This window comes from Yaniella soli (assembly GCF_054782375.1).
Map to the genome: position 1 here is coordinate 24,426 of NZ_BAAGSP010000018.1, position 14,225 is coordinate 38,650.

Genomic DNA, 14,225 nt, shown 5'->3' on the forward strand with positions numbered 1-14,225 from the left:
ATGTTTGACAAAATTATCACCCGTATCGAGAACGTTTCGGTCGTTACAGCGTTCCTGACGATGACTATCGTCTACTTCGTCAATGTAGTAAGTCGTTACGTGTTCCAAGGTTCATTATCCTTCACAACGGAGATAGTAATTAATCTCGCTGTTCTCCTTACGATGGTCGGGGCATCAGCGGGAATCCGGCTCGGAACCCACCCGGGTTTCGATTTGCTGCCGTCCATCGCTAAAGGCGCCATGCGTACCGGACTGATCATTCTCATTGCGTTAAGTACGGTTGCCTTCTTTGTGCTGGTCTTATGGCTTGGTTGGCAAATGACTTCAGCCCAACTAGCCCAAGGCCGCCTCACTCCGGCTCTAGATATCCCACAGTGGATCTTCTCCATGGCGCTTCCAGTCGGAGCGGCTCTGGGCGCAATCAGAGCCGCACAGGTCAGCTACATCCAAATTCGACGAAGAACAGCACAAACAGAAAACAACAACGCAACCGACCAGAAGGCCACAGCATGATTGAACTCATTCTCGTTGGCAGTTTCCTGCTACTAGTTTTCCTCGGGGTCCCGATCGCGTTCTCCATGGGCCTGTCAGCTGTCGTCACGATCCTTTACACCAGTGGGATGAACGCGCTCGACCCGGCTGCAGGTGTGATGTATTCTTCGATGTCGTCAGAAACTCTGCTGGCCATTCCATTCTTTGTCCTCGCAGGTGTCATCATGGAAATCAGTGGCATCTCTACTCGGTTGATTGAGCTTGCCGACAAATGTGTGGGGCATCGCAAATCTGGGTTGGCTCTTACCGCTATTATTGCGGCTCTCCTCTTCGCTGCGATCTCAGGCTCTGGGCCTGCCACCGTCGCAGCACTTGGGGCTGTGCTCATCCCTGCTTTGGTGAAGCACGGCTATTCCAAACCCCACGCGACGTCGTTGCTAGCTAGCGCTGGCGGTATTGGCATCGTGATACCGCCGAGCATCGCATTCATTGTGTTCGCCGTAGTTGCTAGCGACTATGAACGAGTCTCGATTGGCCGACTGTTCATGGCTGGCGTTGTGCCAGGGCTACTAATGGGATTAGCCTTCTACCTGGTAGCACGATACCTGCCTCGCCAGATGGGGCAACTACTGGAAAACACCGACCAAAATCTCCGCAAGGGAGCGAAACGACTCGGACTGGCCCGGTCTGCGACCAGAACACCAGCAGGCGGTGCTGCACCCAGCTCGGACACTTCATTTGAAACCGCGAGCGCGACCGACGGCATCATCACACTGGAGGAAACCACTGAGCCCGATGCTGACGTTTCGACCCGCACGAAACGGGCACCATGGAGTGAGATCGGCACAGCGTTCCTGCGAGCCATCCCTGGTCTACTCGTACCAGTGATCATCCTTGGCGGCATATACGGGGGCGTCTTCACCCCAACTGAATCAGCAGTTGTAGCATCGGTCTACGCCTTGCTTGTCGGCTTATTTTTGACACGCGATTTAAAATTCAAAGACTTTTTCAAGGTATTCTCGACTGCAGGCATTCAGGCTTCGACCATTATGATCATCGTGGCAGCCGCCTCACTCTACGCCTACGTGATCACTATTAACGGAGTTGCGAGCCGCGTTTCGGACTCGTTACTGTCGCTGACTAACAACGCGATCCTACTAATCCTCTTGGTCAACCTGGTATTACTTATTGCCGGTATGTTCCTCGACGCTGTCGCAGCCTACTATCTGTTAGTCCCGATAGTAGTGCCGATTCTGCTGGAACTTGGCATGGACATCACTACCATCGGTGTAATGATGACCGTAAACCTTGCACTCGGTCTAGTCACCCCGCCAGTAGGAATTAATTTACTGGTAGCCAGCAGTATCGCCGAAATCCCTTACGCCAACGCTATCCGTGGCATCTGGCCGTTCCTCGGGGCAGGCATCGCAGTACTGATGCTTATCACTTTTGTCCCGCAACTCAGTAACTGGCTCCCCAATCTCTTAGGAGTTTGACGCAGTGTCACATAACAATTTTTCTACAAGAACTATAATTTCCGAGGAGTTCACCAGCCAGATATGCCTCGTCACTGGCGGGGCCCAGGGAATCGGGCTCGCCGTCGTTCGCGATTTGGTCCATCGAGGGGCGAAAGTCGCCATCATCGACATCGTCGATGCGACCGAGATCGCCGCTCAATTTGATGGAGACGTTGCAGCCTGGTCGGTAGATGTTCGAGATCGGGACCAAGTCCGAGACTGTGTTAAGGAAGTTGTCCAACATTTTGGACGGCTCGACGTGGTTGTAAACAACGCAGGAACAGCCGCGCGAATTGACCTCGAAGATATGGATAACGAGACCTGGGATCGCGATATCGCGACGAATTTAAAAGGCACCTACCTCTTCACACAGGCAGCTATCTATCCTTTTATGCGTGATCAGGGATACGGGCGCATCATTAATGTCAGCTCAATTTCAGGGATCATGGGCGGCCCCCTCTCCTCAGGAGAGCAAGGAAAGCGATCCGGTCCGGCTTATGCCGCCTCCAAAGGGGGGATCATCGCCTTCACGAAATGGGTGGCCAAGGAAGTTGGAGCATTCGGCATCACTGTAAACTCGGTAGCTCCCGGTCCAGTCGCGACCGCACAGACGAACAATTTTGAATATCCTCTGGATAACCAAGTTATCAAGCGAATGGGGGAACCCGACGACATCGCTGCGGCCGTCACGTACCTCGCATCTCCCCGAGCCGGTTTTGTCACGGGGGAAACTCTGAAGGTCTGCGGCGGATCGGCGATTGGGTGAGATGATACATGGTAAACGTAAACGTCAGCAAGGATGATCTGAGATACGGCAAGTTGCCATGGGCGCTGCCTCACCCTGGTCCACGTTCAAAAAGTCGCATACAACCAGTCCCCACCCGTACCCGCACGGTGACTCGACAATTGAGAAGTGGTGAACTTCTCATTGATGAGCTCTCCCGTGTAACTTCCGAGCTGGGCGCGACTTCCTCGTCAGTACGCTTCCTCAGTGGGTCGTTAAGCCCACTTCACTACTGCATCCCCGCTGAGGGGATTGGCCAGCGTGTCGCGTGGTATTCCGCTGAACGCATCGTAGAGGAGGCTTCGATGGTTGATGGAACCGCAACTGTCGGTCTCCGAAACGGCGAATCTTTTGCTCATTTACATTTGCGTTGGCGAGACCAACAAGAAGTTCTTCTTGGCGGGCACCTGTGGCCTGAGACGGTAGTCGGCTCTCCCGCAGTGGTCGTAGAAGTAGTTGGGTTATACGACGCTGAATGGGCAAGTGTTGAGGATCCCGAAACTCTGATGCCTACCTTCCGTCCTTATCCATTAGGACCGACGAGACAAATGGCCACCAGTGAGGGAACGATCTCTGCGGTGGTCGCTCGAGTCTTGCCCGGTGAAGACATTACCGAAGCAGCGATCGAAATTGCGCGCGAGGCCGGTTTCGCTAAGGCTGCAGTCGCAGTAGGCACAGGAAGCCTGATCGGGGGATATTACAAAGATCCAAGCAGCGGGATCATCACGATAGTCCAAGGTCCCGCCACTGAAGTTTTCAATCTGGCTGGCGAAATAGATACGCAACTGGGTGCAGAATCCAACTTACTCACTTGTTCGATGGTGGACCGGCACGGTGAAGTCCACCATGGGACACTCGTCCCGGAACAAAACCCCGTAGCCGTCACCTTCGAATTGACGATCACAGAACTCTGAACGAATACTGACCATGCCCGCGAGACCATTCAAACCACGGTCGACGGGTTCGCTCACAGACTGCAACGTTCGGTCTTAGTGAGCGATGGTTAGTCATCAAGCCATATGACTGCAATAGCCTCGTGAAAAATATACGAACGTAGAAGAGGTTCTTCATGAACGACACAGCACATATCACCGGTTGGGCGCACACGCCCTTTGGAAAATTGCCGCAAGAGGACGTAGAGACTCTTATGGCAGAAGTAACGGGTAAGGCCATCGCTGACGCCGGCCTAGAGCCAGGAGAGATCGACGCAGTGAAAGTCGGTGTCTTTAACAATGGCTTTTCCTCACAGGGATTCGAGGCCGCCCTTATTGGTGCAGGCGATCCTGCCCTCGCAAACATACCAGCCACTCACCTAGAGAACGCTTGTGCCACTGGATCAGCAGCACTTTTCGGGGCGTTGGATATGATCGAAGCGGGGCGTGCCAAAGCAGTGTTGGTGGTGGGGGCCGAGAAGATGACGGCCATCCCAGGGGCTGAAGTCAACAATATTCTGCTTTCTGGCTCACATCGCAAAACGGAACAGTCGGCCGGCAGCTTCGCAGGCGTCTTCGGCCAGCTCGCCGATCTCTACAATGACCGTTATGGTGATCCACGTGAGGCTATGGCGCACGTCGCCGCCAAGAATCACCGCAATGGCGTAGACAACCCTTATGCCCATATGCGTAAAGATTTAGGCTACGACTTCTGTGCAGTTGAGTCAGAAAATAATCCTTATGTTGTTGGTAGATTATTGCGTACTGACTGCTCGATGGTCTCTGACGGTGCAGCCGCCGTAATCGTCACGAATGCAGACGTGGCACGCTCAGCCCGCCGGTCCGTCGCGATTCGGGGTCGGGCTCAAGCAAACGACCACCTGGCGTTAGACGCCCGACGTGATCCATTAGAATTTGCCGGCGCTCAGACCGCCTTCTTCGGCGCACTCGAGGACGCATCGATCAAACTGAACGACCTCGACTTACTAGAGACGCATGACTGTTTTACGATCGCTGAGGTATTGCAATACGAAGCTTTCGGTATTGCCAAGCCAGGGAAAGCTCTGGAAGTGCTTGCCGCCGGTAAGACAAATCCCGATGGCAATCTGCCTGTGAACCGTTCCGGTGGTCTAAAGGCTAAAGGGCACCCACTGGGTGCCACGGGAGTCTCACAGCACGTATTGGCTGCGATGCAGCTTACAGGTGAGGCCGGAGCGATGCAGTTAAATAACGCCAATCACGCTGCCGTATTCAACATGGGCGGCACAGCCGTTGCTAACTACGCCACTGTACTGGAGGCCGTTTAAATGACACAGGTAAGGAATATGACTGAGTCCGCCCAAAAGAAGGTCGTCGATACCCCTTCCCTACGAGCAATGAATCTTGCTCAAATGCTCACTCAAACTGCAAAACTTTACCCCGCGGCTGACGCCGTCATCTACGGCAACACCAGGTTGAATTGGCAGGCTCTGGACCATCGAGTTTCCGCGCTGGCTGCTGAACTCATACGTAGAGGTGTCAGGCCTGGACAATGCGTAATGCTCGATGGTCCCAATAGTCCCGAGTTCATACAATCCATGTATGCTGCCTGGCGGGTAGGCGCTGTGATCGCACCCGTGAACTCTCGTCTACATGCCAGTGACATTGCCCAGCTGGCCGAAGTTTGCCAACCAGCGATGATCATTGCACACAGCACAACCTCAGAGCATGCTAAAGCAGTCGCTAACGTCACGGGACCAGAGTTGCAAACGCTGTGGCTCGACGGATCTGGCCCCGATTCCATACGCCAATACTCCGAAACTACGGAAGCGGTGCCGAACGCCCCAGTCTGGCGGGGTGACCATGCCTGGTATCTGTTTACCTCTGGGACAAGCGGACGGTCTAAGGCCTCCGTACTCACCCATGACCAGCTTGGCTTCATCATTACTAACCATCTCGCTGATCTGATGCCTACCACCACTCAGCACCATCGCTCATTAGTTATCGCACCACTTTCTCATGGAGCTGGCATTCACATGCTTCCCCAAATTGCGCGCGGTGCTGCTACGGTACTTCCGACATCAGCTAGCCTAAACCCGGCAGAAACGTGGAAGCTAGTAGAACATGAAAAAATTGCGAATATGTTCACCGTACCGACCATCCTAAAACGTCTCGTTGAGGATCCTTCCGTTCAAGACTATGACCAATCCAGCCTGCAATACGTTGTCTACGCTGGCGCTCCAATGCCTACTACTGATGTCGCGCAGGCCAGGAAAGTGTTGGGGGATGTGCTCGTGCAGTACTACGGACTTGGCGAGGTTACCGGTAATATCACCGTATTGCCCCCTGCTCACCACGATCACCCCTCCCCTCCCGGCGTGCCATTTTCGACTTGTGGATACCCGAGGACAGGTATTCAAGTCAGTATCCAGGACCAGGAAGGCAACGAAGTTCAGCCACTACAGAATGGTGAAATCTGTGTTGCAGGTCCGGCCGTTTTTGCGGGCTACCTGAATAATCCCGAAGCCAACGTCGAAGCATTCCGAGATGGATGGTTCCATACCGGCGACGTCGGCATGCTCGATGATTCGGGCTTTCTGTTCATCACGGGTCGTGTCTCGGACATGTACATTTCCGGTGGTTCCAACATCCACCCGCGGGAAATCGAAGAGAAAATCCTCGACCACCCCGACATCGGAGAAACAGTCGTGTTGGGGATGCCAGACACGGACTGGGGTGAAATTGGAGTAGCGGTTTGCGTGCTCGAAGCACAATCCAACATTACAGAGGAGGACCTCCGTGAATGGCTGAAAAAACGTATGGCTCGCTATAAGGTTCCTCGCAAGGTGTTCTTCTGGCAAGAACTACCACGCTCCGGCTACGGCAAGATCGTCCGACGAACAGTTCGAGAGATGCTTCAAGAAAGCAATTCTGATCTCTTCTGACCGAAGGAACACGGTCCAGCCATACTGTCCACGTCAATTATGACGACGATTGTCTGGCTGGACCTAACCTATTCAGGTTAGATAGACATCGTCCACTAAGTAAAAGGAAAATACCAATGCCCGATCAGAAGTCAGATAAAACACAAAGTATTTCAAGTTCCTACCCATATAAGACTCTGGAGGGAAAGACTGCGGTCGTATTTGGCGGTGGATCCGTGGGTGGCCAATTCACCAACGGCTTTGCCTCCGCGCTGGCCTATGCACAGGCGGGCGCCCGCGTTGCAGTCGTAGACCTTGAAAGCGAAGCCGCGCACGACACAAAAACTGCAATCCGTCAGGAGGTGCCCGGGGCCGAAGTATTTTCGCTGCAGGGCGATGTAACTGATTCGGATTCAATAGCACGCTGTGTGGCAGAAATCGTAGGCACCACCAGAAGGATAGACGTACTGCATAATAACGTGGGTGTCGCAACGATGGGCGGACCATTAGAATTGGATGTCTCCGACTGGGAGCGGGCCATACAACTTAACCTGACCAGTGCATTCATCACGACCAAGCATGTACTACCAATAATGCTAGAACAGCAACGAGGGAGTATCATTAATATAGCTTCCGTCGGCGGAATGCGATATGTGGGTTACAACTATCCAGCCTACGCTGCAGCTAAAGCTGGCCTAGTACAGTTCACTACTAACCTCGGTCTTCACTATGCACGTCAAGGGATCCGTGCTAACACTATCTCTCCAGGTTTTATCTCGTCACCGATGATCTTCCAACAGATCAGCGGCAACTACGATTCAGCGGAAGACATGGTGGCCAAAAGAAACGCGATTTCCCCAACCGGAGTCATGGGTGAACCATCAGATATCGCAACCGCTGCTGTCTTTCTCGCATCCGAGAACGCCAAATATATCAATGGTGTGTGCCTGCCCGTGGACGGAGGTTATGTGGAACAAGGCTCTATGCCGAGCAATACCGTCTAGCATCGGACTCACAGGCAGTTTACGAAGTCGTCAGCGTACTCCTATCCTTCTTAATTACTTTTCCTTTTTTAACAGCTCATCCAACACACGGAAGTGCATGTCTATGCTATTACGTGCCTGGTTTACGTCTCGATTCTCAATCGCGTCCAGGATATCTATATGCAATGCGATGACCTTCTTTCGTTCCGTGGCTAAAGTTTCAAAACGGAGCGTCCCTTTCATTGCTATACGCAAAGCTCGGGATAGGAATATCGTACCGGACGAGTTGGACGCTAAGAAGAGCCCTTCGTGAAAATCAATGTCAGCGTCGAAGATCTCTGAGCCGTCATCACCACCATGCATTTTTTCTAAGGCATCTCGCATTTTTTCTAACCCATGGGATGCTGGGTCTTTGGCAGCCAAAACAGCAGCCTCTCGCTCTAGAGCGTGGCGAACAGTCACCAAAGACTCCACGCTAATTTCCGAAAAGAGCAACCCGACGATGAGTACCTCTCCCATCCTCTCCGGCTGGAGACCGGTAAAAACAGTTCCCTCACGTTCGCGCCGCTCCAACACACCGTAGCTCTCAAGACGTCCAATACGATCTCGCAAAGCCGTACGGCTAACACCTAGCTGATTAGCAAGTTCACGCTCGCTTACCAGTCGCTCGCCTGCAGACATGGTTCTGAGCATATCGATCAAGCTACCTACGACCGGGTCTTGAAAATGAGCCGCAGTAAGCTGCTCATTTATATCATGGAGCGACCCGCCATAGGGTCTCATACCGTCGGAAAATTCCTGCCTACCTGCAGCCTCGCTAAGATTGTTGTCCATCACCAAATAGTAATCGACCAACTCGCGGAAGGGAACGTCTACTCGATTAGTATAGTTGCACTGTGTTTCAGGCTAAATATCGCATGCTCAACGGTGCGATCTCGTTGTCGTTCCCCCCGATCGGCGTGAGAGACCAACGGAGATCGCACCATCCTAGGCACCGTCAAGGGCGCGCCCACCAAGTGCAGTTCAAACACGAATCAGCTCAACACCGAAACTCGAAAACTCCCGCTCGAGTTTCGATTCCATGCTGACCCATCACACTTCTCGGAAGCGCCCTATTCCAGAACGTCACGCACAAGATGTTCGGCCAGTCTGTGACCGGCATTATCTAGATGACGCTCCAAGTGCTCAACCGCAGAGTCTGCATCACCAGCCGCAATCAGGTCTAGTAATCGCCGATGTTCGGTAGCGATGCGTTCGGTAGACAACAGGATCGCGTCTTGTACCTGCGCCATGCACAACCGGATGTCATCGGTGAGCTGTTCATAAAATGTGCGAACTCTCGGGGAATCTAGTGCGTCAATCAGCGCCCTATGAAATTGAATATCCGGTTCCACGATCTGGATTGGGGTGGCATCTTGTAGCGCTGTGATCTCATCGTTGGCTACTGAGGCGGCGGACGGTGCATGACACGTGGCGGCGAGGATACGTACAGCTTCAGTTTCGAGGATAGCTCGCGTGCGGTATATATCGATGACATCTTCTGATGTGAGACGACGGACACGAGCTGTTTGGTGTGCATTGCGTGTTAACAGTCCAGTAGCGACCAGGTTCTCGAGCGCGGCTTTTGCGGTCGGTCTCGCGACCTCATAGTGGGCCGCAAGTTCAACCTCGCGTAGCGAGGTGCCGGGCGATAATTCAGCGGTAAAAATTCGATCACGGAGATCATTGACGATGGCTTGCACCACCGAGACGACTCCTAAGCGTGCCACGAACCGACCTTTCACATGTTGGATGGGATCTCTTCAGTATTGCACGAAATGTGAGAATAACGTATGTATACTTGTTAGACAATTCTTCGATTGGACTGGCTTTGCCACGATTTTTTAGGAGTACATCATGGTCGATACCGGATCAGCGCTCGCATCAATGCACGTCTCGTCTGAGGTCATGAATGTGGTGGCCGATGATCAGCGCGTTAAAACTCGTGCTATTGACCGTGTTGCGTATGCATCGGATGCTTCTCACTATTTGTTAACTCCGCAGGCTGTCGTTGTTGCCGCATCCGCCATAGAAGTCGGCGAGCTGATGACTGCAGCGACAGGCAAGCAGCAACCGGTCACATTCCGTGCCGGTGGAACATCACTTGCTGGCCAGGCAAGCGGTGACGGGTTGTTGATTGATGTACGGAAAAACTTTCGAGATATTACAGTCTTGGATGATGGAAAAAGGGTACGAGTCCAACCCGGGGCCACGGTCCGTCACGTCAATGCGCGACTAGCCCCATATGGTTATAAACTCGGGCCGGACCCAGCGAGTGAAGCCGCATGCACCATTGGTGGCGTCATCGCCAATAATTCCTCAGGAATGGCCTGCGGTACCGAATTCAATACGTACCGCACATTGGAATCGATGACGTTTGTGCTGCCCTCGGGGACGATGATTGATACCGCATCCTCAGACGCAGATGCAAAATTCGCGGCAGCAGAGCCCGAACTTGTGGCCACGTTGGAGCGACTGCGGCGGCGGGTGCTGGATAATCCGGCCTCAGTTGCGTTGATCCAGCGGCATTTCGCCTTGAAAAACACCATGGGCTATGGTGTCAACGCATTTCTGGATTTTGATACACCGGCTCAGCTCTTTGCTCAGCTCATTATCGGTTCGGAAGGAACGTTGGCTTTTGTGGCCGAAGCAGTGTTTCGCACGGTGCCGGCCCGAAAACTCGCTGTTACTACTCTTGCGGTATTCGATAATCTGGATCTGGCCACTCGCGCCCTGCCTGACCTGGTCGACTCTGGGGCAGCCACACTTGAGTTGATGGATGCAACCTCATTGCGCGTGGGGCAAGGACTTCCCGGGGTACCCGAGGCAATCATGGGATTCGATGTGCAAGATCAAGCTGCCCTACTTGTTGAATACCACGCTGATACCGCAGACCAAATGACCGCGCTGCAACGCGCAGGTCAGAGTCTGCTCGACCAAGCGCCACTGCGTGCTCCTGCGACACTGTCCACTGCGTCAGCGAGTCGCCAGTCCGCTTGGCAATTCCGCAAGGGGCTGTATGCTTCGGTAGCTGGCGCTCGTGCATCCGGAACTACGGCACTGCTAGAAGACGTAGCCGTTCCGGTCGCAGAACTTTCAGATACTTGTCAGAGTCTGCAGGAACTGTTCTCCGGCTATGGGTACGAGGACTCGGTGATTTTCGGTCACGCGAAAGATGGCAATATTCATTTCATGCTCACTGACCGTTTCGAAGGTGACCGGGCGCTGAATCGTTATAACGCGTTCAACGACCAAATGGTTGACCTCATCCTTTCTAAAGGTGGTAATCTCAAGGCTGAGCACGGTACCGGACGCGCCATGGCACCCTTTGTGCGACGGCAGTACGGCGATGAGCTTTATGACGTAATGCTGGAGCTGAAATCTGCAGCGGATCCGCAGCGAATACTTAACCCCGGCATCATTATTGATGGAGACCCCGTCGCGCATATCCGCAACATTAAACTCAATCCAACCATCGAGGTGGAAGCCGATCGCTGTGTCGAATGCGGATACTGTGAACCGGTGTGTCCATCCAAAGATTTGACGCTTACCCCAAGGCAGCGCATTGTCGTCCGCCGGGCCATCGCGGCGGCCGAAGCCCAAGGCAATACGGCACTGGTCAAAGAATTGGAACAAGAATACGACTACGACGGCGTCCAAACCTGTGCTGTGGACGGCATGTGCGCCACAGCGTGCCCGGTGGGTATCGACACGGGACAATTGGTGAAACGATTGCGACGCAAAGACGCCAATCCGATGCTCGAGACAGGGTTTAAGGCCGCGGCCAAAGGCTGGGCGATGGCCACTAGGGCTGGGGCGCTTGCCCTGAGTGTGGTCGATAAATTGCCCGAGCCGGTCGTCCGTGGCACCACTGACCTGGCGAGGAAAGTTGTTAGCCACGATGTCATGCCGCGCTATGATGTCGATCTTTCCGCCGGTGGTGCGGCAAGGAAACCTCTCGTGGGACGCTTAGGCGCTGCCGATGCGACGGCCCTTGCCATCTACCTACCAGCCTGTGTCAATTCCATGTTCGGGGCCTGTGGTGATGGCGACGGTGTCGGCGCAGCGTTTGAGCAACTGCTCCACAACGCGGGTGTGAGCGTGATCGTGCCGGAGGGCATCGAGTCCATGTGTTGTGGTACCCCGTGGACATCAAAGGGCTACACCCAGGGTCACGAAGTAATGGAACAGCGGGTCATCGACCGGGTGCGCGCAGCACAACCGGCCGATCAATCACTGCCAGTGATTTCTGACGCCACTAGTTGTACCGACGGCTTCGACGCAATCTTGTCCAAGGCCGGATACACCGTCGAAGACGCGCTGGGCTTTACCGCCAAACACCTCTTGGACAGACTTCCGGCCGGGGACAAAGTAGACTCACTGACCCTGCACCCCACCTGTTCCTCAATGCAAATGGGACTCAACGATGAGCTGTTCGAGATTGCGCAGTCAGCTGCTGAAAAAGTGCATGTTCCCGTGGCCTGGGGATGTTGCGGCTTCGCAGGCGACCGAGGCATGCTTCATCCAGAACTCACTGCCTCTGCCACAGCAGCCGAAGCCACGGAAGTGCAAGAACTCAACAGTTCCTTCCACGCCTCGTGTAACCGCACGTGCGAAATTGGCATGAGCCGAGCCACCGGCAAAGACTATTATCACGTGCTTGAAATCCTCGCGGATGTGACTCGAGGGATTTGAAGTCGCCGAACTACCGCCTACCCCATGTCACGGCACCAGCCGAGCACCAGCGATAATGAATTGCTAGCACTAAGTGTGACGGCAACCGCGTCAGATCCCAACACAGCCACACAGTTAACATAAACTAGAAGAAATTCACCAACATTCATCGGCAACAGGGGAGGTCTTGGTGGCCAACATAGATGAAGGTGCTGTACTTGGCGGGCGCTATGAGATCACCGGACGAGTCATGGCATCCGCACAACGCGACCAGGTACTCACCGGGCGCGATCAGGTACTCAACCGCGAAGTCTTGATCCTGGTGGCATCCCGCGAGAACGCCTCCCAAGCCGCACAATCTGCCCGTCAACTGGCCACCGGGGAACGCGCAAGCTCCATCCAGATTCTCGACTTGGGTCTCTCCGATGACCGCACCTACCTCGTGGCTCCGGGCAATGCCGATGTCGAAGACCTGTTGGCGCTGCTGACCACCGAAGACGTCTACGTTGAACCGTTTTTCACCGAGGCGCTAGGCACCGAGCTATTTGGCGAATCCCGGTCGAACACTCCCCAGACCTTCGAGGACGACGCCGAATACTACGCAGAACTCCAAGATGAGCTCTCCGAAGAAGACCAAGACTCCGCCAAGCGCCCGGAGTTTCTGAATAAACTCTCCGACCGCATTGACGACTGGCTCCAGGATGACTCCGATGACGCCCCGATCGCCCCTGGACGCGAGGAGTCTTCCTCCAAGGGTGCCGGTGCTGCTGCAGCTGCGGGAACCGCCGCCGCGGCCGGTGTTGCCGCCAGCTCACGCGATGACAGCAGCCGCGACGAAAGCTCTGACGACGACCAGACGACCGACGATGCACAGCACGAGGACCAGTCACAGGACTCGGTTGACGATGCCAGCGATGATGACCAGTCCACCGAATCGATCCTGCCCCTGATTGCTGACGAGCAGAAGAAGTCACGCGAGCCCGAACCACCTGCAGATGAAGAGCGCACCCAGATCGTCGAGCCCATCACGCAGGACCAGCCGCAGCAACAACCACCGGCTGCTACCCCACCGCCACCGGTCGAACCGCTTCCGCCCCGTGATGAAGCAGTCCACGAGGGGCCGACGGCCGTACCACCACCGCCTGCCCGCGGTGAGCCCACCGCCGAAGAAGGCTACGCCATCCAGTACACCGATGAGCGTCAGCGTTCCACCTGGGGTCGCCTCCTTGCCGGATTACTGCTCATCGCCGTGCTCGTGGGTGCCGTCGTCATTATCTTCCAGGTTCTAGGCGCTCCGGATGAAGACGACCCACCGGTAGCCGATGAGCCCACCACCCAGGCTCCCGCCGAAGACGAAGAAGACGAGCCAACAGAGGAAGAAACCGAGGAACCCGCTGGACCAGAGCCAGTCCCGGCATCGGTTGAACGCGTCGTGCCAGACTCCCCGGGACTGTCCAATGGCTACGACGCAGATCTTCCCGCAATTGTTGATGGTAACCAAGCAACCGCTTGGCACACGCTGACCTTCACCAGCCCACAGTTCGGTGGCTTCGCATCCAACCTCGCCCTTGTGGTTGAGCTCGAAGAACAAGCACCCGTCTCCGAAGTCACCATCTCCCAGAGCCAAGGCTCCGGCGGTGCCTTCACGGTCGCCGTTTCCAATGAACCGGATCCAGAAGGTGGCGTCATGCTCACCGAAGGTTCCTTCACCGGACCCGAATACACCGTCGATGCCCATGACTCCGAGGGCGACCCGGTGGAGGCACGCTACGTGATCATCAACTTCACGGAGCTCCCAACGCTGTCGAACACCGCGTCCGCAGATCGACCATACGGTCTTCGGATCAACGAGATCGAAGTCAACTAGACCACCCAGCGTCAGGCACCACAAGGAGGGGAAT

At 54.8% G+C, this 14,225-nt stretch carries 11 protein-coding genes; 9 read left to right on the forward strand and 2 right to left on the reverse strand.

Going from position 1 to position 14,225, the window contains the following annotated elements; all coding sequences use genetic code 11:
• From ACYVJT_RS10325 to ACYVJT_RS10355, 7 genes are all read left to right on the forward strand, one after another.
• Positions 1 to 513, forward strand: a complete 513-nt coding sequence (locus tag ACYVJT_RS10325; protein WP_343957020.1) for a TRAP transporter small permease — start codon at positions 1 to 3, stop codon at positions 511 to 513.
• Positions 510 to 1,988, forward strand: a complete 1,479-nt coding sequence (locus ACYVJT_RS10330) for a TRAP transporter large permease (protein WP_343957018.1) — start codon at positions 510 to 512, stop codon at positions 1,986 to 1,988. Before ACYVJT_RS10325 ends, ACYVJT_RS10330 begins: the two co-directional genes overlap by 4 nt.
• 4 nt (positions 1,989 to 1,992) lie before the next feature.
• Positions 1,993 to 2,775 carry an SDR family NAD(P)-dependent oxidoreductase gene (locus tag ACYVJT_RS10335; RefSeq protein ID WP_343957016.1) on the forward strand — a complete coding sequence of 261 codons (783 nt, stop codon included), beginning with the start codon at positions 1,993 to 1,995 and terminating at the stop codon, positions 2,773 to 2,775.
• A gap of 8 nt (positions 2,776 to 2,783) precedes the next feature.
• Positions 2,784 to 3,707, forward strand: coding sequence for a PCC domain-containing protein (locus tag ACYVJT_RS10340; protein WP_343957014.1), 924 nt, complete (start codon positions 2,784 to 2,786; stop codon positions 3,705 to 3,707).
• 155 nt (positions 3,708 to 3,862) lie between these two features.
• Positions 3,863 to 5,032, forward strand: a complete 1,170-nt coding sequence (locus tag ACYVJT_RS10345; protein WP_343957011.1) for a thiolase domain-containing protein — start codon at positions 3,863 to 3,865, stop codon at positions 5,030 to 5,032.
• Between the two features lie 18 nt (positions 5,033 to 5,050).
• Positions 5,051 to 6,649, forward strand: a complete 1,599-nt coding sequence (locus tag ACYVJT_RS10350) for an AMP-binding protein (RefSeq protein WP_343957009.1) — start codon at positions 5,051 to 5,053, stop codon at positions 6,647 to 6,649.
• Positions 6,650 to 6,765: 116 nt separating this feature from the next.
• The gene (locus ACYVJT_RS10355) at positions 6,766 to 7,632 is read left to right on the forward strand and encodes an SDR family NAD(P)-dependent oxidoreductase (RefSeq protein WP_343957007.1); all 867 of its coding nucleotides are present in this window, start codon (positions 6,766 to 6,768) and stop codon (positions 7,630 to 7,632) included.
• Positions 7,633 to 7,686: 54 nt separating this feature from the next.
• Here ACYVJT_RS10355 and ACYVJT_RS10360 read toward each other — a convergent pair whose 3' ends face one another.
• Both ACYVJT_RS10360 and ACYVJT_RS10365 read right to left on the reverse strand, forming a co-directional pair.
• Positions 7,687 to 8,445 carry a FadR/GntR family transcriptional regulator gene (locus tag ACYVJT_RS10360; protein WP_343957005.1) on the reverse strand — a complete coding sequence of 253 codons (759 nt, stop codon included), beginning with the start codon at positions 8,443 to 8,445 and terminating at the stop codon, positions 7,687 to 7,689.
• 278 nt (positions 8,446 to 8,723) lie between these two features.
• Positions 8,724 to 9,380 carry a GntR family transcriptional regulator gene (locus ACYVJT_RS10365; protein WP_343957003.1) on the reverse strand — a complete coding sequence of 219 codons (657 nt, stop codon included), beginning with the start codon at positions 9,378 to 9,380 and terminating at the stop codon, positions 8,724 to 8,726.
• Positions 9,381 to 9,507: 127 nt separating this feature from the next.
• On the opposite strand from ACYVJT_RS10365, the gene ACYVJT_RS10370 reads away from it, so the two are divergent.
• A complete protein-coding gene (locus ACYVJT_RS10370) occupies positions 9,508 to 12,345 on the forward strand; it encodes an FAD-binding and (Fe-S)-binding domain-containing protein (protein ID WP_343957001.1) in 2,838 nt (945 codons plus the stop codon).
• A 169-nt stretch (positions 12,346 to 12,514) separates the two neighbouring features.
• Complete coding sequence (locus ACYVJT_RS10375) at positions 12,515 to 14,191, forward strand: discoidin domain-containing protein (protein ID WP_343956999.1); 1,677 nt, start codon at positions 12,515 to 12,517, stop codon at positions 14,189 to 14,191.
• The last annotated feature ends 34 nt before the right edge of the window (positions 14,192 to 14,225 follow it).